Consider the following 20400-nt stretch of genomic DNA (forward strand, 5'->3'; position numbering starts at 1 on the left):
GTCGATGTGTAGCTAGCCTACATGAGAAGCCGATAACGTAGTAAAAATGACCAGCAAACGCTGCCCGAAGGGTTCGGCTAAAAGCGTTTTACTCTTTGTTGAGGGAGATTTACTTAGAATGACTAGGCTACTTCCCCCTCGCCGCGATTAAAACGCTTTTATCTCGAACAAAATTTAACCACGAAAGGTCAACACGCCCTAGAATGCTAAATAGGAATCTTATGTTTACAGGTATCGTTCAAGGCATGGCAACACTGGTTGCTATCAACAAAAAAAAGTCGTTTCAAACTCATACCATTGAGCTAAGTAACGAAATGATTGAAGGGTTAGCGATTGGTGCTTCAGTAGCTCATAACGGTTGTTGCTTAACGGTAACGGAAATTTCAGGAAACCAGATTGCTTTTGATTTAATGCAAGCGACATTGCGATTGACGAACTTAGGCCAGCTGAATGTTGGTGATAAAGTGAATGTTGAGCGTGCAGCAAAGTTTGGTGACGAAATTGGCGGCCATAGCATGTCTGGCCATATTACTCTGATGGCTGACCTAGTTGATGTGATTAAGACTGAGAACAACCGTACACTTTGGTTTGAACTGCCAGAAGAATCGATGAAGTACGTGTTGAGCAAGGGTTATATTGGCGTTGATGGTTGTTCATTGACGATAGGTGAAGTGGAAGAGAACCGTTTCTCTGTCCATCTGATCCCAGAAACGCTGAATCGTACTCTGTTTGGCGGCCGTGAAGTCGGTGACCAAGTAAACATCGAATTCGACCCACAAACTCAAGCTATCGTTGATACGGTAGAGCGTGTATTAGCGAACCAGAAATAGCCAGTAAGCGCATTGAATCGGTGGCGATAAAATCATATCGATGACCAAATTAAAAAAGAGCACATGAGGTGCTCTTTTTTGATCTTGGTTTAAACGAGAAACTGATTGTCAAAATACTTGTTCATCATCGGCATCAATCGAAAGGTTGATTCTGTCTCTTACCTCGTCGACCTGCATATCCAAATGAATGGCATTGCAACACGCGGGACAATCATCATAGAAGTCTTGGCTACCATTAGATGCATCAAGCGTGATGTTGATACCGTGTCCACAATGCGGACAGGAGACATGTTTCTCTGTGTATTTATGCATGGCAAATTCTCCTCACTGTAACTGATACCAATCGTATTCGGTTATAAACAGCTGTAATTGGTATTAAACTGCTTGAATCTTCTGAATACACGCTTCGGTTTGTGCCAAGTAATGACCGCCAAATTGATTACAGTGATTGAGAAGATGGTACAAGTTATAAATATCTTTTCGATCAGTATAGCCAACGTCGAGCGGCATGACGCTTTGGTAACCTTCATAAAACTCTTTAGGGAAGCCTTCGAACAATTCGGTTAACGCCAAATCACACTCATGGTCACCCCAGTAACAAGCCGGGTCGTAACAAATTGGGCCAAACGCAGAGTTCGCGACATTGCCATTCCAAAGATCGCCGTGAAGCAAAGAAGGGCGGGGGTTGTGGCCTGCAAGTCGCATATTCACCACATCGACAATATCGTCGATGTCACCAAACTCAATGCCTTTCTCTTTTAACAATTGAAGTTGGAAACCGATGCGTTGCTCTGAGAAAAAGCGTCCCCATTTTTTATGCCACGGATTAGGCTGAAGGGTACTGCCGATGTAGTTGTCTTGATCGCAACCAAACTCTTTTTGCTCTCCCCACTGATGAAGCTGAGCGAGTTGAACACCAAAATCGAAACTGTTGTTGCCTGTTTCTAGTGGTTTGGTTGGTAAGTAATTGAGGATAATGAACGAGCACTCTTTGGTTTTCCCAATAAGAACCAACTCGGGCACATACACGGTGGAAGTATTTCTTAATAAACGCAGGTTCTCAGCTTCAATTTCAAACTTGGGTAGAAATTCACGCTGATTCACTTTAACAAAGTAACGTTCATTACCATCACTGATCATATAGCAATCGTTAATGTCACCACCAGAGACCTTCGTACGTTCAGTAATCTGAAAGTTGAACAAAAGCGTATCTGAAAGCTGTTGAGAAATGGCCTGCCACATAGGAAATCCTCACAGAACTGTTGATTTGAAATACTATCGTTTAATAGCAATAGTTTAGGATAAATCTGAGTAATTTATAGACGTACTGGTCAATGTTCTCAGCTCTAATTCATATCAATATGAATCAATTGGTGGATTTGTGAACTCGCACTGTTTCAATGCCTTTGATTAATCGACAAAAAATGCAGAGTGGCAATGAGTTTCAGTTTGGAACTAGCTTCACATTCGACATCGAATTCGAGGTCGTTCACTAGAAAATCGCAGGTAGGTTGCTATTGTCTACGCTTAAACTTTAGCTATTACTAATAGTCCACTAATTGCGTCATGTGGAAGGCGGGGTAAGTGCTCATCAAGATCGCACTGAAACCGTTGTTAAGTCCTATTTCTCTGCTTTGTTTGTAGATTGATTCAATTTTGAGCTTAAATGCTAGCAAAGATCATTTTAATATTACTTTTAGCAATAAAATGATGACAAATGGCTTCATTTACATAGTATTAGCCTAGAACGTGTTAATCTGCTTAAGAGCTTAAAACGGAGATTTATTGTGGTTGTAGAAACCGATGGCTATCTAGCTTTAATCGAGCACCTATCATTCAACCTAGATGTATTTACCAATGGTAATGGTGATACAGGAAATGAAAGTGTCGAAGACATTATTACAGATATGATTTCAACGAACATCATGGCTATCTTCGAACAAAACCCTGAACTGCACGCGAGTGTACGTTTTCAACTGCTTAAAGAAGCAGACGCCGTTGTTGCGGATTTAGGTGAAGTATTAGCCGGTGTATGGGCTAAGAAGGCGACTAACGAACAGATCGTATTCCTAGACGAATACATCGCGTTAGTGAAAAACCTGTTTGATACGGCTGTCGCTAAATACGACTAACTGTTCGCGTATCAATCTAAAATACTAAAGGGCGTTTAAGCCGTAACATTTGATGTTATGTCGTTCAGCGGTGAATCTCTTGAACCGCTATAAACGCCTAAAGTGCCAAAACTTGGAAGCCCAATAAGGGTTGTCCAGCCTCGATATAATCACACCTTTCGATGTAGAAGCATGTAGGAATTGGTTATTTCCTAAGTAAACGCCAACGTGTCGCACTGTCATCGATGTCTTAAAAAACACCAAATCGCCACTCGTTGCCTGTTCATACGCAATTTCTTTTCCCTTTTGGCTCTGATCTTTTGTAGTTCTTGGTAGGGCTTGTTGGGTCGCATTTTGGACGGCAATCTGTACGAAAGCGGAGCAATCGACACCTCTAAATGACGTTCCGCCGAAATGGTACGGCACACCTTTCCACTGCTCATACACGCTCATATAAGCATTTGTAGTCAATTGTTCTGACTTTGATAGAGGTTTCTGTCCGGTTTGACTAAGCAGAGAAGGAGACGGGGTCGAGCTACATGCAGCTAATGTTGCGAAAGTTATTGTAACTGCAAGCATTTTTCTGAATTTCATATGTAACTCTTCTGAAAAAAAAATGAAATAAAAACGTCATCAAGGACTTCTAGTATACGGACTAACTTAAGGATATCTCTTTTCGTAGTCAAACTGGATTTCACATGCCCGACACAAATTTATCAATAAAACCCTCACGTTATACATTCTCGCTCATCCAAACCGTTAGTGCTGTCTTTATTTCCATTCTGTTACTTGTCAGCTTTTTATCTATGGTCAGTATAAGAGGTGTTGAGCGAGTAGGAGGGTATTTCGATACGCTATCGGAACAGGCGTTACCACTCGCACTTCACAACGCAGAATTAACGCAAAGCGTATTAGAACAAGTCAAACTTCTCACTTACAGCACCCAATCAACCGATTTAGACACACTAAACGCAACACGAGGCTCCATTGATCAACTCGCTTCCGAGAGTAACGCCATCCTAGAGGAACTCCTTTTTATCTCCCAATCTTTTCCTGATGCGATCTCGTTAGAACAGCAACAAATCCTTATTGATGATATGGCGCAGCTTCAACAGATGACTAATACGGTTCTGTTGGCGCAAATTGATATTCAAAGTAAACAGAATCTGATCGACAGCAAAATGGGCGAGTTTCGTTACGGTGTCGGCTCTATCGGACCAGAAATGAACCGTATTAGTTCGTTTTTAGTCGAAGACAACCCAGAAGCCAGTGACGCTGCAAACCGCTTTACATCGAGCGCGTCAGCAATGGCCAACACCTTCCTAATGCTAATGATGCAATCTGACATCGATAAAGCACAAGACGAATACCGCCAACTGAGAAACCGAATCGCTGGCCTTAACTTAGCTTACAGTGATTTTGCTGATTGGCATCCAGACATCGCGGAGTTCGCAAGCCTTACCGCACCTTATGAGATGGTGAAAGAGGGCTTCACAGAAGAAGGCGTAATTAGACAAATACTGCTTAAATTGGAACTGGTTAAGCAGCAAGAGCAGAACCTAGCCCAAGTGATTACCTTGGCGAATACCGTTATTAATACATTGAACCAGTTATCTTCGACCGCTGCTCACCTGATTGATGAAAGCGAACTGGTCGTAAATCAAACCATCACCAACATTGACCGTGTGTTGTTTATTAGTGGACTAGTGATCGCCGTGATCATTGTGATCTCATGGTTAGTACTACGCCGCTGGGTAAACAAAGGACTGAAAAACATTACTCGACAATTGAGCCTGCTTGCAGAGCACGATTTCTCGAAGCACAGTGCATTGCTGGGACCATTAGAGTTACAAGTGATTGCCTCGAAACTGAATACCGTTGTCGATTCAACCGCCGACTCGGTCCGCTTGGTGACTCGTAACTGTGAAACACTTTACCAAACGGCTGAAGTAAGCCACGATGCTGCAGAGCAAACGAACTCAAGCTTGAACGAACAAAACGAATCGCTTCAAAACATGATCACCACGATTACTGAGCTGGAAGCGTCAATCGGTGAAATTGCACGTATTTCGAATGCATCCAATGACGATGCACAAGTTGCCGAAGACGAGTCGGTCAATGGTAGTCAGGTGGTTGGGCTTAACCAGCAACGTTTGCAAGCCTTAGAACATTCACTAAGCATGAACGAAGAATCAATGGCCGACCTTGATGGCCGCGTGAAACAGATTCGTGAAATGGTCGATATGATCAGTGGCATTGCAGAAAACACCAACTTGCTAGCACTGAATGCGGCAATTGAAGCAGCGCGAGCAGGCGAGCAAGGACGCGGCTTTGCTGTCGTTGCTGACGAAGTACGCAAATTGGCGAGTGGCACATCTCAACAAACCACCAACATTCGCAATATGATGAATGAGCTGGTGGCTGCGGCTGATCGCTCACGAACGTCTGTTACTGAATCTCGAAGTGAAATGGCCAATGCACTGCAAACCAGTGGCGATGTGAAGCAAGCTTTTGAAAAAATCGAGGTCGCGGTTAGCCAGATTAAAGGTCGTGTTGAACAAATCATGGTAGCGACAGAGCAACAAGCACGTGCAACAGTGGACGTGACGCATTCAATCACTCGTGTTTCTGAGCAAGGTGAGAATACTAAATTACAGCTTGAATCCATGATTGAAAGTTCAGAACAAGTGGCAGAAATCGCAGGACACCAACAAGCTATGCTTCATAAGTACCAGTTTGATGCAGTGAAATAGCCACAAGGTCTAACAGTTTCAGTATTCACTCGTTAAGAAAAACCAAAAGGCAGAGTTCGATACTCTGCCTTTCGTTTGTTAGCTACCTACTTATGATGCGTGTTTACATAAACAGAGTAGGCATGATGTGTTGGAAGAAGATAAGTGATGCTACACCACTGATCACCACCCAAATCAGATCGAAACGAAGGCTGACCAGCGTACAAACAATCGCAGCCAATACCTTTGGATTGTGTAGATCGAATTCCATTTCAGGTCCAGCGCCTAGAATCTCTACTGCAATTATCGCAGGTAAAACCGTAACGGGTACAAAGCGCAACGTCTTTTTAAAACGTTCTGACATCTCAAACTTGCCCGCCATACCAATCACAGAAAAACGAATGATGAAGGTCGCAGCCGCCATCGCGAATGTAATAAGAATAAAAGTTGTAGTATTCATGGTTACGCTACTCCGTTTTCTTCAATTAATAGGCCTGTTTGTGCGGATTCTTGTTCTGCTTTCTCTGTCGACAAGTCCATGCGGTAGCCTGCATAAACACCAACCACAGCCGCAATAACGAGACCAAGCGAGTAGGGAAGTTCAGCAAGAAGCACACCGGTGAAGGTCGCTACAATCGCCGCCACAATGCATTCACGGCTTTTCACTTGTGGAATCACAATGGCGATAAAGGCTGCAACCATCGCGAAATCTAAGCCGTAGTTTGCGATCTCTGGGAACGACGAGCCAATCAAAGCACCAAGGAAATCAGCTACTACCCAGTTCAACCAAAACCCGCCCATCGCTGCTACGTAAAACCAATGGCGACCTTGTTTCTCTTGCTTCATGTCGTTAATGGTCGCGGCATAAACCTCATCCGTTAAGCCATAAGACATCAGCATTCGCATATGAATGGGATACGCCTTCATGTGTTCAGACATCGACGCGCTGTAGAGCATGTGTCGTAGGTTGATGATGAAGGTCGTAAACATGATAACGACGATGCTCGCAGAGGATTGAACTAACCCTAACGCTACCATTTGCGAAGAACCTGCGAACACAGTGAACGACCATAAAGTACTTTGCGTAACGGTCATTCCCGCTGTGATACTGACTGCTCCTACGATAAACGAAAATGGAAATGCGCCTACACATAAAGGGAAGATTGCTCTTAACCCTGCCTGGATCTGTTGTTTATTCATGACTGCTCACCCTAAATTAAAAATTCAAATTTATTTGCAAATTATGGCGAGAATCGTATTGCTGATTAAAAAACTTTTCAAACCAAGATTAAAATTTATTTGATTTAGATCGTTATTCTCAAATCAGCAAATCATTGCTAATTAAATAAAAACCTAAAAATCAATGATTTAGGATAGCTTTCATTTTTGAGATCTTTGATTGAAGGTATTTTATGATAATTATTGCAACTATTTTTGCATTTTAACGATTTCAATGTTTAAACTGTAGTTGAAATATTTAGCAACTCTGAACAGGAATAAACATGAAAGAAGTCATTACAGCAGACAAAGCACCAGAAGCCATCGGCCCATACTCGCACGGCAACGCATTCGGAAACCTCGTTTTCACATCAGGTCAATTACCCGTGTGTAGAGAAAAAGGCGGTGTTGTAGAAGGTGGCGTTAGTGAACAATCCCGTCAGTCGTTACTAAACCTTCAATATGTTTTACAAGCGGCGGGCAGTGACCTAGACGCGGTACTAAAAACAACGTGTTACTTATCAGACATTAGCGATTTTGCGGCTTTCAATGAAGTCTACAAAGAGTTTTTTGAAAAGGATTGTCCTGCTCGTAGCTGCTTTGCAGTGAAGGATCTTCCTCTAGGTGTGAAAATCGAAATTGAAGCGATTGCTGGTCGTAAGTAGCTCGTCGTAAATAGCTAGTCGTCAGTAAACAAAGAATAGTGTGAGGTCCTTACTATGAAACAACAATGGCAACAGTATAAAGAGATTTTAAATACCGTCGTTAAACCCGCTCTTGGCTGCACAGAACCCATCTCCGCAGCTTACGCTTGTTCAGTCGCTGCCAAGATGCTTGTGGGTACACCGGATAAAGTTCGAGTGTATGTGTCGGACAATTTATACAAAAACTCTATGGGCGTGTTCGTTCCGGGGACAGGAAAGATAGGCTTACCCATTGCTGCAGCTGTTGGTGCGATTGGTGGGGACCCACACGCTGGTTTAGAAGTGTTAGCCAAGATCAGCACGAAAGATGTTGAGAAAGCGCAAGCTCTTATCGATGCCGGACAGGTGAGTGCTCATCGTAAAGAGGTAGATGAATTCATCTATTGTTACGCTGAAGTGGAATGTGAAGGTCAAGTCGCGACCGTTGAAATCAGCGGCGGCCATACACAAATCATCAAAAAAACCTTAAATGGTACGGTTCTTTTCAGTCAAGATTGCGACCAAACCGTTTCAACAGGGTCGATTTGTGAAGGAATCGATATTGATATCGGTAACATCTATAACTATGCCACCAGTGCTGAATTCAAAGACATTGAGTTTATCCTCGAAGCTTCTGACCTTAACGGCAAGCTATCGCAAGAAGGCCTTGCTCACGCTTATGGGCTTGAGGTTGGTCGTACCATGGAGCAGGGTATTCAACTCGGCCTGATGAGTGAAGACTTGATGAACAAGATCATCATGCAAACTGCAGCCGCGTCTGATGCTCGAATGGGTGGTGCAACTCTGCCTGCGATGAGTAACTTTGGCAGCGGCAACCAAGGCATTGCTGCAACGATTCCCGTCGCGGTAATTGCTGAGCACTTCAAATCGTCTCAAGAGCAACTGGCGCGTGCACTTATCATGAGTCACCTTGGCGCGATCTACATTAAATCGTACTATCCACCGCTTTCTGCTTTTTGTGGTAACACGGTGACCAGTGCTGCTGCTGCGATGGCAATGGTGTATCTGGCTAAGGGTTCATTTGAACAGAGTTGCTACGCAATTCAAAACGTTCTAAGTGACTGTTCTGGCATGGTTTGTGACGGTGCTAAGTCGACATGTGCGATGAAAGTGAAAACCTCGACCAGTGCCGCGGTAAACGGGTTCTTAATGGCGATGCGTTGTAATGAAGCGCACAACCAAGGCATTGTGGCTGATGATGTCGAGACCAGTATTCGCAATATTGGAAAATTGGTTACCGCTGGTATGAGTGTTACAGACTCAACGATTATTGATATAATGTCTGCGTAATCAAATGTTTTAGAATCAAACGATTTTAACAAATCAAACCGCTTGGTAATTTCTACTTAGCGGTTTTTTCGCCAGAAGAGGAAGGACTCAGTGTTCGAATTAGCTCAAAGTGATTATGATATTTTGCACTCAATCGAAAACATCGTTGACGGGATTGCTGCAATGTATGGCGAGCATACGGAAGTGTTATTGCACAGTTTAGATGTTCGTAACCCTTCGATTATCAAAATCGCGAACAGTCATGTCACAGGACGAGACGTTGGCGCACCTATTACTAACTTAGCACTGATGAAGCTGACTCAAGGTAAAGACGTGTCGGGCGCTTACATGACCAAATGTCCCGATGGCAAAACCTTGCGTTCGATGACCACTATAATTCGTAACCCTCAGCAAAAAGCCATCGGTTTGCTATGCATTAACACCAACCTCGATGCACCGTTCCAAGAAGTAATGCATTCACTGGTTCCTTGTTTGCTACCACACTTAGAAAGACCTCAAACCACACCTGAAACTTTTGCGCGTAGTAACGAAGAGATGATGCACAGCTCAATTGAAACAGTGCGAGAGCAGGTGACTGGAGATGCTGACATCGCACCGTCGAAGAAGAGCCGTGAGATTGTGACTCGATTGCATGAAATGGGTATTTTTGATTTGAAAGACAGTGCGCAAATCGCGGCTAAAGGGCTCGATATTTCTATCCATACCATCTACCGCTACCTGCGCGAACTCAAAGCGTAATCTCTTGGTTTAGCGTGATATATTGGTTCCCGTCTAATTATTCGGTTTCTCGTTGTATCTAAATGGCTGGGTAATCAACTTATCTAGCCTTTGTTCTTTTCCATCACGTATTTCAGGAACGCCAATGCTTACCTTGTCGTGACCAAGCTTAGGTTGAGCGCGATAGGTTTTGAACCAAATGTCCCACACCGATAAAAAGAAACCAAAATTCGAATGTGTTTCTTTGACGATCACAGAGTGATGTACTCGATGCATGTCAGGCGTCACAATCACTTTGCGTAATTGTTTGTCGAACCATAATGGCAAACGACCATTGCTATGGTTGAACATAGCACTCACATTCAACACCACTTCAAAGATCACTACAGCTAATGCCGGAACACCGAGTACAAAAATCAATGCCACTTTAATCAGCATCGATAAGATCATCTCAATCGGGTGGAAGCGTGTGCCTGTCGTTACATCAATATCCAGATCTGCATGATGAACACGATGAAGCTTCCAAAGCAGAGGAATGCGGTGGAAGACAAGATGCTGAGTATAAATGGCAAGGTCTAACAACACGACACAGAGAAACACGGTGATTTCAAAAGGAAGCGCGATGTTATTAAACAGACCCCATTGGTTTTGCTCAGCAATCAAAGCGGCTTGAAACGCTGCTACGGGAATCAATGTTGCCAATAAAACGCTGTTAACCGCCATCAACGAAAAGTTATTTCCCCAACGAAACCACTTGTTTTGGGTCAGTGTTTTTCGAGGAGCACGGTACTCCCAAAACGCACACAAGATGAAAGCGGTGATAAAACAGACAAGGCGAAGTAGCGATGGGTCCTGCATAAGAATTCCTTCTATCATTATCAAGCCACTGTAAGTACAATCGTGCCACTTTTCTAGTTCTATCTGTCGTTATTGTCCATGAGAATCCACGCTTTCCACCGTTTATACCAACACCGTTTATCTCTTTCTACCAAACCGTTTAACGCGCGCGGGTGTAAAGTTGTGCGATGTGAGTACTGCAAAATCAAACAAGACAGTTGTATCTGTGAACATCAACCAGACATAGATACGAACGTCGCGACCATGTTGATCTTGTCAGACAACGAAATCTTAAAACCGAGTAACACCGGGCGTTTGATTGTGGATACCGTGAAAGACAGCCATGTTTACCTTTGGCATCGAACTGAACCCAACGCAGAGATGTTAGATGTACTGAAAGACGATAATTATCAACCTGTCATTGTGTTCCCTGAAGACTACACCGATGACAAAACGCGAGTGGTGCAAGACTTACCACAAATGCGTGACCCAAATAAAAAGCTGCTGCTGATTTTCATCGATGGTAGCTGGCGTGAAGCAAGACGCATCTTTAGACGTTCTGAGTACCTTCAAGATTTACCTGTGTTATCGATTGAGCCTGAGTCGGTTTCTCAATACATGATGCGTAAGTCAGACAACGACCAACATCTATCTACAGCAGAAGTAGCGAGCTTGGTATTAAGACAAGCAGGTGAAGAGCAGGGCGCGAAGACTTTACAACTTTGGTTCGAAGCATTTCGCGAAAGCTACATGCTAAGTAAGACTCGTTATAAGTCGGATCCGACCAAACCTAGCCTGAACGCTTTCATAGAGCACAGTAAAAGTGAGACTTCACTCTAACCTTTAACCGCTTTGTGCTGACTTGTTGTTCAAACAGACTCGAACACGAGATAAGTTTGTTATCTATCACGGTTTGTAGGGGGAGTGTTATGGATAATGTTCCTCAGTTGTTTTATTTAAAGAATTTATTTGCCCGAATTTAGGGAAAAATTGGAGAGATTTCATGTATTACGGCTTCGATGTTGGCGGCACAAAAATTGAGTTTGGTGCATTCAATGAGAAACTTGAGCGAGTAGCAACAGAGCGTGTTCCAACACCAACAGACGATTATCAGTTACTGCTTGATACGATTGCTGGTTTGGTAAAAAAGTACGATAGCGAATTCTCTTGCGAAGGCAAAATTGGCCTTGGTCTTCCTGGCATGGAAAACGCAGACGACGGCACAATGCTGGTTGTTAACGTACCAGCTTCAACAGGTAAGCCACTACGTAAAGATTTAGAAGCGCTTATTGGTCGTAGTGTGAAAATCGAGAACGACGCAAACTGTTTTGCGCTTTCAGAAGCGTGGGATGACGAGCTTAAAGATGAACCATCAGTTGCTGGTCTAATTTTAGGTACTGGCTTCGGTGGCGGTTTAGTTTACGAAGGTAAAGTGTTCTCTGGTCGTAACCACGTTGCAGGTGAGCTAGGCCATATGCGTCTTCCTATCGACGCATGGTTCCACCTTGGCGACAACGCACCGCTACTAGGCTGTGGTTGTGGCAAGAAAGGTTGTCTAGACAGCTACCTATCTGGTCGTGGCTTTGAGTTGATTTACGAGCACTACTACGGTGAGAAAAAGAAAGCGATCGAGATCATTCAAGCATACAACGAAGGCGAAGCAAAAGCGGCTGAGCACGTTGATCGCTTTATGGAGCTATTGGCTATCTGTTTCGCGAACCTGTTTACTGGTCTTGACCCACACGTTGTTGCATTAGGCGGTGGTCTTTCAAACTTCGAGCTTATCTACGAAGAGATGCCAAAACGTGTGCCTAAGTACCTGCTGTCTGTAGCGAAGTGTCCTAAGATCATCAAAGCGAAACACGGTGATTCAGGCGGCGTTCGTGGTGCTGCATTCCTTAACATTAAGTAATCGCGACTTAACGTTGAACTAGTTAAAAACTCAAATAAAAATGCCGCAATCTCAAAAGAGGTTGCGGCATTTTTTATTGTTTGGTGTTTTCGTTTCTTAAGTCTTAACTACTAACTCCAAAACGAAAAACTAGAAGCTAAATATCAGGAAAAAGAGCCAGAGGGCTTACTTCTTCTTTTTACCAACACCAAGGTTGTCTTTTTGCTTCAACGTAAGCTTAGTAAAGCCAAGCTTGCGGAAGTAGTTGTCTTGGTAGTTACGAACCGCTTTCGTATCAGAAATCAACTCAAGCTGTTGCTCAGTTTTAAGATACTCAGAGATATCGATTCCTTCGGCTGCAGCTACAGCTTCTTGGATCGTGCGGTGTTCTTGTTTAGAAAACAGTAACTCTTTGTCTTCGTCTTTATAGGTATACAGAATGGTACGAGCCATGATGCTCTCCAATAGGATTATTACTTTCGCGCACTCTACATAAAAACAGTACGTGGCTCAAGGTTATGATAAAAAATCTTGAAATATTAGCGATATCAATAAAGCGTGCAGTAAGTCGCAAAAATATTTTATGGTACACTATGTACAATTTATATGTTTGATCGGCTTAAATCTAATTTATGATCAATACGCTTTACCCTCAGATTATGGGAATCATTACTCGAATTCAAAACTATCCTGGAATCAAAGGATTAGAAGAAGTTGATGCGCGAGTAAGAAAGATATGCCGTGACCATAATCAACCGTTCCCAGAATCTATTGCGCTTTTTCTGAAGGCGTACAAAAGTGATCGCCAAGACAATCTACTTGATGCTGTCGAACATTATAAAACCTGCCTAAACGCAACCCAACCAGAAGAAGTTCAGCTCACTGTTTTCGTCAATGGTCTATTGGCGTCGGTTTATAACGATTGTGGTGAGTACCAATCGGCTTATGCGTGTTATGCCAAGACGTTAGAGAACTTACATCTTGTTGATGACAACATTCGAGCCCTCATCTATTGCAACCTAAGCGATATGCATTTGAGCTTAGGGAAGTTCGAAGAAGCCAAACAGTATGCACGTAAAGCGGTAACGTCATCTCAGAATGCTAACCGCCAGCTAGATTGTGCAGTGAGCCACCTTAACCTCGCTTATGGTTGTGTCTATACTGGAGAGTTTGACCAAGCGATTCGAGCAATCGCTGAAGCGAAGAAGATAGCCGAGTCACTCTCAAGCAATAGAACATTCGCACTGTGTCATGGATACCTAGCTCAGACTATGGTTCAGCAAGGTAGGGTCCAGCAAGATGAAGTTCAACAGGGCGGTTTTACTCCAAGTGATGTGCTCGATGCGTTTTATCAAGCGGAACAGTATTTCCTGAAAATCCACGACGACCATAATCGAATGGAAAACTTGGTGTGTTGGTTTCGATATTTGGTGGAAATAGGGGAGCTTGAACAAGCCCAAGAACGATGTCTGTTCCTTGAGCAGAACTTTGACCTCAAAAACAGTTATCACTTCTACAGTATTTACGCGAAGACCAAGGCGAAGATCTTTCACCACCAACAAGATTGTAATGGTCTAGCATCACTGCAAACGGAACATATCGAGCTTTCAGAAAAATACCTCAAGGCGTACGAACGTAAACAAAGCGATCGTATTTTGCAAAGCGTGGACACGCTAAGAGACAAACAACAGCACGAAGTGTTTACCCAAATGCAAAAGTACATGGGCGCGATTACTGATATCGGTCAGTTCATTGCTACCGCTCCCGACCTTTATAGCGTGCTTCCTGAGATCTTAAGCAAGATAAACACGATTCTGCCGACGTTCGAATTTGGTATTGCGCTTTACGACGACGAGTCCGACATACTCGATTACCAATACTTTGTTGATACTCAAGGCTTGGTACAAAACCTCAAAGTCACTTGCCAAGATAACCAAACCGTCGGTACTTATGTAATTCGTAAACGAGCAACAGTGCATTTGAACAGCGTCACGGATGATGCGCTAGAGCCTTATGTTGATAAGGCCTCACGTAAAGATGATGACTTAGTGGTGGTTAAAGACAAGCCGGATACCAACTCCATCATTCTGACGCCGATCATTCTCAATGAAAGAGTAATAGGGCTGTTGTCCGTACAGCATCATTTACCTAATCAGTATCAACAACACCATTGCCAGTTAATCGAGCATTTGGCGAGCTTCATCGCGGTGTCGCTTGAAAATCAAAAGCAGAGACAGCGCTTAGAGAATGCCAATAAAACCCTTGAGGTGTTGAGCACGACAGACCCATTAACAGGTTTATCGAATCGCTATCAACTCGATAAAATAACACCTGTGTTGATTCGTAATGCTTATACACAGAAACGGTCGCTTGCAGTATTGATGATTGATATTGATGAGTACAAAGCCTACAACGATTTCCATGGTCACTTACAAGGTGATGAAGCGCTTCGTATTCTTAGTCGTTTACTGAGAAGTACATTCTCGACCAAGAACGATTACTTGTTCCGATATGGTGGGGATGAGTTCATGGCCATCTGCTTTGGTCAAAGTAGCGAAGATATCGAAGAGAAAGTCGTTACGCTCAGAAATACATTGTCTGAGTTGGCGTTGGTTAGCCCGAAAGCGATCAGAGCCAAGCAGCTTACCTTATCGATCGGTGGGGTAAACGTTGAGCTTGTTAGCGACAACGTGGATAGCAACTTCAAGATGATTTGTGACATTGCAGACAAGCAATTGTACCGAGTGAAAGAGAGTGGACGTAACAATTACAACCTGATCGACTGCTATCTGAATAACTGCGACTTAGCCAATTGTCCGTTAGATAAACCCACGGTCGTTTAAACTACTCGTTATAATATTCTAGTTTTCTCAGTACGAACCAAAAAAGAAGCCCGCTTATATCGAATATAAGCGGGCTTCGTCTTTTTCTTGGGAAGCGATGTTAAATCGAGGGTGTGCTAAATCAAACACGACCTTGCAGTGGAATGATCGTCACTGTCTCACCGACTTTGACAGTATCAACCGCTGGTGAGATTTCGATTAAGCAGTTTGCTTCACTCATTGAGCGCAGAATACCTGACCCTTGTTTACCCGTCGTCTTCACTTCAAGCACACCAGATTCATTCATTGAGAACACACCACGGCTGAACTCGGTACGGCCTTGGCGAGAACGTAATTGCTCTGTTGCAACCGCGTTTGCTTTCACTGGTGTCCAATTAGTTTGACCTTGCAGCTTACGAATTGCAGGCTCAACAAAGTTAATGAACGACACCATCACAGCAACTGGGTTACCCGGTAAGCCAAAGAAAGGTTTGTCTTCAATTTTACCGTAAGCAAGAGGGCGCCCCGGACGCATGTTGATACGCCAGAAGTTAATCTCGCCCAGTTTGTCTAACGCAAGTTTAATGTAGTCAGCATCACCAACAGACACACCACCAGACGTTAGCACCATATCAGTTTCTAAAGAAGCCGCGTGAAGTACATCCATCATCTTTTGTTCGTCATCTTCAATGATGCCGTAATCAACGATGTCACAACCAAGCTTTTGCAGCATGCCGATAATAGTAAAACGGTTTGAGTCGTAGATAGAGTTCGGTTTCTGCTCGCTACCTGGCGCTTGAACTTCATCACCCGTCGAGAACACGCCCACTTTAACTTTTCGCAGAACAGGGCAGGTACCGAAACCAAGCGACGCCATCATACCCATTTCTGGTGCTTCGATTCGTGTGCCACGCGTAAAGACAGGTTGACCGATTTCTAGGTCTTCACCCGCCATACGGACATTTTGTCCTAATGAGATTTTCGCATCTGGGAAGCTAACTGTGTCGCCTTCTTCTACGGCTTGTTCACGCATCACAACCACATCAACACCTTCAGGCATTGGCGCGCCAGTCATGATCTTAACAGCTTCACCTTGTTGAACGGCTTTGTCGTAGCTGTGTCCTGCCATCACTTCAGCAACAACTCGGTAGCTATCTAGCTCTAAATCTTCACCACGAATGGCATAGCCGTCCATCGCAGAGTTAGTGTTCTGAGGCACGTTGATTGGCGAGATAACATCTTCAGCCAATACACGACCATAGCCTTGCTCTAGTGCAACAGATTCAATCAGCTCTAGTGCATCAATACTATCAACAATCTTTTGCTGACCTTGAGTCACGGTAAGACCTGCTGGAGAGAAAGAGTCACAACACACAACTGGCGTGTTGTCTTTTGACGATGCACACGCAGCGACTTTACTTGTTTTCGAAGCAGGGTTGAAAGACTGAGCATAGTCGATGATGAAATCACGAATCGCTTCTAAGTCGCTGATCGCTATTTGTGGTAGGTCAGATTCAACTTGGCTGTCTGCGGCGATAGCAATGATGTTGGCATCGTTTGGATAAAGCCAAGGTTTACCCACTTCATCACGGTGAAGCTCAATCTTAGGAAAGGCGATGTTCTTGCAGCCTTCAACCAGAATTAAGTCCAACGTGTTGGTATCGAAACGTGTCAGCAGATAATCAAAGTCGGCTTCCGCTTCTGGTGTTTCTGTCATCATCACGTGACGGTTACGCGAAGCGATCAGCATTTGATTCGCGCCCGCTTTGCGTAGGCGGTAACTGTCTTTGCCCGGCTTATCGACATCGAAATCGTGGTGAGCATGTTTAAGAGCACCCACTTTCAAACCTGCGTTGGTAAGCAAAGGCAGTAACGCTTCAAGTACGGTTGTTTTGCCTGTACCGCTGTAAGCAGCAAAACCTAATAAAGGCAGGTTAGGGCGTTGTTTTGAATCTTTCATTATTGAAGCGTTCCGAATTGGGTGAGTTCTTCTGGCGTATTGAGATTTACAAAGCAGTTTGGCGCGTCGCTAAAATCGACGTACTCAGTCACACACTCTTTGTACAGCAAGATGATCTTGCGGTCGCCACGTTCTAAAAAGGCTTCTAACTTTGGAAGTACGCGCTTGTGAAATAGGGTAAAAACTGGCTGTTTATATTCACCATCGTGAGCCACAAGAATGTCGCTGTCTTCTTTTACCGCAGCGCAAAAACGCTCAACAAGGTCGTCACTGATTTGCGGGCTGTCACAAGGGACAAAGCCAACCCAATCTGTAGCCGCGTTTTTAAGGCCGGCGTGAATGCCACCCAAAGGACCTGGGTAGTCAGGGAACGAATCGGAAACAACCGGAGCGAACGCTTGGTAGCTGTCGAGGTTACGGTTGGCATTGATGGTGATGCTGACATCTTGTTGTGACAGCTTGTCTATAACGTATTGAATAAGCGGGGAACCGTTGAGCTCAACGAGTCCTTTATCTTTTCCGCCCATACGGCTGGCTTGTCCGCCAGCCAAAATAACCCAACTAGTTTGCGTTGGAAGCAGCATAAATATTCTCTTGTGCTTTGTTCTTTTTAATTACTTGCAGAAGCGGTGATTCGGTCAAGGTGTTGTCTTTGATCCACCACTGCTTCTTGCACAAATCGGTTAACGCGTTGGTTTGGTGACTTGTAATGACTAAACTCGCGCCTCTCTGAAGAAGATCTTCGGCCATAATCACCAATCTTTCAATAGATTCTTTGTCTAAAGAAGCACTTGGTTCGTCCATGAGCAAGATTGAAGGCTTGAGAATCCAAGCTCTTGCCATTGCTACGCGTTGACGCTCACCACCAGACAGCACGGAAATGTGCTCGTCTGCTAGGGTTTCTAAACCTACCATCCTCAAAGCATTAATTATTTGAGCTCGCTTATCTTTTTGGCTCTCTTTGTTAAAGCGAATGCCATAAGCGACATTTTGGTACACAGAGCCATCAAATAGGTAAGGAGTTTGATGGAGATAGATGATGTCTTTGAATTTTAGTCTAGGAAACAGGTTATGTTGCCAACTTTGTGTTGGACATTGAATACGGCCAGAGCTTGGTTTGATCAAACCTGACAAGATTTTAAGTAGGGTCGTTTTACCAACACCGTTGTCACCCTTCAGATAAATAGCATCGTTAGGGCCGATCGACAGCTCAGGGATATGGAATAAAACACGCTCTTTGTAGCGCATTGAAATTTGCTGCGTTGTTATTTTTATACTCATGACAGCGTTCCTAAGTTCTTAAATAGCCTTTTCCTCTCACACTGGAAAGGAAAAAGTTAAGGGCTAATGCCAATGCCAATAAAACCATGCCTAGCGCGACACCTTGAGCGAATGCGCCTTTGTGGCTCTCCATAGCAATAGCCGTTGGAATATTTCGAGTCATTCCCATAATGTTGCCACCTACCATCATTGAACAACCCACCTCGGTAACAATACGAGAGAAGGCAGCAATGGCAGCTGCAAGTAGAGGGAAACGAGTTTCCCAGATCAAGGTACACGCAACTCGAGTGGTTGAGACGCCAAGAGTACGTGCGGTTTCTACCGCGCGACGGTCACTGGCTTGCAGCGCGCCGTGCATCATAGCAACCAGAATTGGGAAGCAGATCAGCATCTGACCCAGAATCATCGCCTTTTGAGTGAACAGCAATTGCCAGTCACCTAATGGGCCGGAACGAGAGAGCATCATGTACATCAGCAAGCCAATTACTACGGTAGGGATAGCTTGTAAGGTATTGATCACCGACAGCAGCGCCCATTTACCGGGGAACTCGGTATAAGCCAATATGAAAGCCATGATGATTGCAGGAATAATCACCAATGAAATGGCGGACAAAGATACGCTGAAGGATACCGCTACAATTTGCCACAGTTCTTGGTCAAAACTGACTAGTAAATTCAATGCATCAAGCGTTGTTTGCCATAGGGTCATGAAGTATCTCGTGTGAATCGATAATAGGTCTTTATCGGTAATGACTGATGTTAATCATAGCTGACACAATATTATTGAGCCTATATTGGCCAGCTATTGTTTCTTTAAATGCTTCAGTTAACTGATTAGTTAAGCGTAGTGCTAATTGGAATTAACACTTAAAACAAACCATTCTCTGCTTGTTATAAACGAATCTACGCTTACGAAAAACTACTCTGCGCTCGCTACAAACAGCTGTTTGCCGTGCAGTTTAAAGTCATTAATCAGTTTCTGACCTTTAGGGTTCACCAACCAATCACTGAATACTTTCGCCGCTTGGTAGTTAATGCTTGGGTAGCGCTCAGGGTTAACTAGAATGACTTGGTAAGGATTAAATAGGTTCTTGTCGCCTTGGAAAAGGATTTTAAGATCCAGTTTGTTTTGGTAAGCCAACCACGTACCACGATCTGTCATGGTGTAGCCTTGCATTTCAGACGCCATGTTCAGAGTAGGGCCCATGCCTTGACCAACACTGCGGTAGCCACCAAAGTTTGGTTCCATTTTGGTCTGTGCCCAAATGCCCATCTCTTTCTTGTGCGTACCTGAATCGTCACCACGAGACACAAACGTCACGTTGTTGGTTGCGATTGCTTTGAATACATCTGCTACCGCTTTTTGAGATTCGATTTTTGCTGGGTCGCTTTGAGGGCCAACAATCACAAAGTCGTTGTACATCAGTTTACGAGGTAAAACGCCGTAGCCTTTTTCAACAAAGTTCGCTTCAGCCTTTGGGGCGTGAGTCATCACCAAATCCACATCGCCATTTTCACCCATGCGAAGAGATTTACCCGTACCCGCCGCTAGAACATCTACTTTGATGCCAGAATCTTTTTCGAATTCAGGCAGTAGGTAATCCAGTAGGCCTGAGTGATAAGTGCTTGTCGTTGTCGCAAGCTTGATATGCGTGGTGTCTTCTGCGCTGCTAGCCGAGTAACTGACGATAGATAGAGCTGCAATAGTTAGAGGAATTGCTTTCATTATTATTATGTCCATTCTGTTATAAATGAATGACATGCCTTCGTTTTAAAGGGCTCAAAGAAGGGCATGTACATAAGATGCTAATTCTTGTAATTAGAAATCATCACCTTATAAGCAAGCTTAATGCCAATAAATGATGCATCAGATTTCATTAAATTGCTGTTATTTCGGACAAAACTGCGCCATTTGACCTTATAAAATGAATCAAAACATGAGCTAGGACAAAATGTCGCACTTTGACCCTGTTGATCAAAAGGTTAATTGGTACACTCTGTCCCAAC

General features: G+C 43.8%; 21 protein-coding genes. 9 read left to right on the forward strand and 12 right to left on the reverse strand.

Annotation, left to right across the window (positions count from 1 at the left end; all coding sequences use genetic code 11):
* Positions 1-221: 221 nt before the first annotated feature.
* On the forward strand, positions 222-830 hold the full coding sequence (locus tag OCV12_RS08245; protein WP_261884360.1) for a riboflavin synthase subunit alpha: 609 nt from the start codon (positions 222-224) through the stop codon (positions 828-830).
* A gap of 108 nt (positions 831-938) precedes the next feature.
* On the opposite strand, the gene OCV12_RS08250 is transcribed toward OCV12_RS08245, so the two are convergent.
* Both OCV12_RS08250 and OCV12_RS08255 read right to left on the reverse strand, forming a co-directional pair.
* A complete protein-coding gene (locus tag OCV12_RS08250) occupies positions 939-1142 on the reverse strand; it encodes a CPXCG motif-containing cysteine-rich protein (protein ID WP_017059600.1) in 204 nt (67 codons plus the stop codon).
* A 63-nt stretch (positions 1143-1205) separates the two neighbouring features.
* Positions 1206-2072 (reverse strand): fructosamine kinase family protein, encoded by an 867-nt coding sequence (locus OCV12_RS08255; protein WP_132761904.1) that lies wholly within the window; start codon positions 2070-2072, stop codon positions 1206-1208.
* Positions 2073-2617: 545 nt separating this feature from the next.
* Here OCV12_RS08255 and OCV12_RS08260 point away from each other — a divergent pair.
* Positions 2618-2962: a DUF3802 family protein gene (locus OCV12_RS08260; protein ID WP_017629902.1), complete on the forward strand. Its 345-nt coding sequence runs from the start codon at positions 2618-2620 to the stop codon at positions 2960-2962.
* Positions 2963-3049: 87 nt separating this feature from the next.
* Here the strand turns inward: OCV12_RS08260 and OCV12_RS08265 are convergent, their stop codons facing one another.
* Positions 3050-3535, reverse strand: coding sequence for a C40 family peptidase (locus tag OCV12_RS08265; protein ID WP_261884361.1), 486 nt, complete (start codon positions 3533-3535; stop codon positions 3050-3052).
* Positions 3536-3639: 104 nt separating this feature from the next.
* On the opposite strand from OCV12_RS08265, the gene OCV12_RS08270 reads away from it, so the two are divergent.
* Positions 3640-5694 carry a methyl-accepting chemotaxis protein gene (locus OCV12_RS08270; RefSeq protein ID WP_261884362.1) on the forward strand — a complete coding sequence of 685 codons (2055 nt, stop codon included), beginning with the start codon at positions 3640-3642 and terminating at the stop codon, positions 5692-5694.
* A 103-nt stretch (positions 5695-5797) separates the two neighbouring features.
* On the opposite strand, the gene OCV12_RS08275 is transcribed toward OCV12_RS08270, so the two are convergent.
* A complete protein-coding gene (locus OCV12_RS08275; RefSeq protein WP_176681206.1) occupies positions 5798-6133 on the reverse strand; it encodes an AzlD domain-containing protein in 336 nt (111 codons plus the stop codon).
* Positions 6134-6135: 2 nt separating this feature from the next.
* Complete coding sequence (locus tag OCV12_RS08280) at positions 6136-6873, reverse strand: AzlC family ABC transporter permease (RefSeq protein ID WP_261884363.1); 738 nt, start codon at positions 6871-6873, stop codon at positions 6136-6138.
* A gap of 302 nt (positions 6874-7175) precedes the next feature.
* On the opposite strand from OCV12_RS08280, the gene OCV12_RS08285 reads away from it, so the two are divergent.
* The 3 genes from OCV12_RS08285 (at position 7176) to OCV12_RS08295 (ending at position 9623) form a co-directional block, all read left to right on the forward strand.
* Positions 7176-7556: a RidA family protein gene (locus OCV12_RS08285; RefSeq protein ID WP_176681204.1), complete on the forward strand. Its 381-nt coding sequence runs from the start codon at positions 7176-7178 to the stop codon at positions 7554-7556.
* A gap of 54 nt (positions 7557-7610) precedes the next feature.
* Entirely contained in the window at positions 7611-8885 is a 1275-nt protein-coding gene (locus tag OCV12_RS08290; RefSeq protein WP_261884364.1) for an L-cysteine desulfidase family protein, read from the forward strand.
* Positions 8886-8975: 90 nt separating this feature from the next.
* Positions 8976-9623, forward strand: coding sequence for a helix-turn-helix transcriptional regulator (locus tag OCV12_RS08295; protein WP_176681202.1), 648 nt, complete (start codon positions 8976-8978; stop codon positions 9621-9623).
* 33 nt (positions 9624-9656) lie between these two features.
* Here OCV12_RS08295 and OCV12_RS08300 read toward each other — a convergent pair whose 3' ends face one another.
* On the reverse strand, positions 9657-10460 hold the full coding sequence (locus tag OCV12_RS08300) for a sterol desaturase family protein (protein WP_261884365.1): 804 nt from the start codon (positions 10458-10460) through the stop codon (positions 9657-9659).
* A 72-nt stretch (positions 10461-10532) separates the two neighbouring features.
* On the opposite strand from OCV12_RS08300, the gene OCV12_RS08305 reads away from it, so the two are divergent.
* Together OCV12_RS08305 and nagK are read left to right on the forward strand one after the other, a co-directional pair.
* Positions 10533-11279 carry a tRNA-uridine aminocarboxypropyltransferase gene (locus OCV12_RS08305; RefSeq protein ID WP_261884366.1) on the forward strand — a complete coding sequence of 249 codons (747 nt, stop codon included), beginning with the start codon at positions 10533-10535 and terminating at the stop codon, positions 11277-11279.
* Between the two features lie 163 nt (positions 11280-11442).
* Positions 11443-12351 carry an N-acetylglucosamine kinase gene (nagK, locus tag OCV12_RS08310; protein ID WP_048658721.1) on the forward strand — a complete coding sequence of 303 codons (909 nt, stop codon included), beginning with the start codon at positions 11443-11445 and terminating at the stop codon, positions 12349-12351.
* 165 nt (positions 12352-12516) lie between these two features.
* Here nagK and OCV12_RS08315 read toward each other — a convergent pair whose 3' ends face one another.
* On the reverse strand, positions 12517-12783 hold the full coding sequence (locus OCV12_RS08315) for a DUF2960 family protein (protein ID WP_017063882.1): 267 nt from the start codon (positions 12781-12783) through the stop codon (positions 12517-12519).
* A 179-nt stretch (positions 12784-12962) separates the two neighbouring features.
* Here OCV12_RS08315 and OCV12_RS08320 point away from each other — a divergent pair, with 179 nt between their 5' ends.
* Positions 12963-15173, forward strand: a complete 2211-nt coding sequence (locus OCV12_RS08320) for a GGDEF domain-containing protein (protein ID WP_261884367.1) — start codon at positions 12963-12965, stop codon at positions 15171-15173.
* A gap of 121 nt (positions 15174-15294) precedes the next feature.
* On the opposite strand, the gene OCV12_RS08325 is transcribed toward OCV12_RS08320, so the two are convergent.
* From OCV12_RS08325 to OCV12_RS08345, 5 genes are all read right to left on the reverse strand, one after another.
* Positions 15295-17112 (reverse strand): bifunctional molybdopterin-guanine dinucleotide biosynthesis adaptor protein MobB/molybdopterin molybdotransferase MoeA, encoded by a 1818-nt coding sequence (locus OCV12_RS08325; RefSeq protein ID WP_261884368.1) that lies wholly within the window; start codon positions 17110-17112, stop codon positions 15295-15297.
* Positions 17112-17696, reverse strand: a complete 585-nt coding sequence (gene mobA, locus OCV12_RS08330) for a molybdenum cofactor guanylyltransferase MobA (protein WP_046224284.1) — start codon at positions 17694-17696, stop codon at positions 17112-17114. The genes OCV12_RS08325 and mobA overlap by 1 nt, the downstream gene beginning before the upstream one ends.
* Positions 17674-18393, reverse strand: coding sequence for an energy-coupling factor ABC transporter ATP-binding protein (locus OCV12_RS08335; protein ID WP_176681197.1), 720 nt, complete (start codon positions 18391-18393; stop codon positions 17674-17676). Before OCV12_RS08335 ends, mobA begins: the two co-directional genes overlap by 23 nt.
* Before the next feature lie 10 nt (positions 18394-18403).
* Positions 18404-19102, reverse strand: a complete 699-nt coding sequence (locus tag OCV12_RS08340) for an ABC transporter permease (RefSeq protein ID WP_132968372.1) — start codon at positions 19100-19102, stop codon at positions 18404-18406.
* Positions 19103-19312: 210 nt separating this feature from the next.
* A complete protein-coding gene (locus OCV12_RS08345; protein ID WP_150878019.1) occupies positions 19313-20119 on the reverse strand; it encodes a substrate-binding domain-containing protein in 807 nt (268 codons plus the stop codon).
* Positions 20120-20400: the final 281 nt, after the last annotated feature.

It is taken from the genome of Vibrio pomeroyi (assembly GCF_024347595.1).
Classification (GTDB): Bacteria; Pseudomonadota; Gammaproteobacteria; order Enterobacterales; family Vibrionaceae; genus Vibrio; species Vibrio pomeroyi.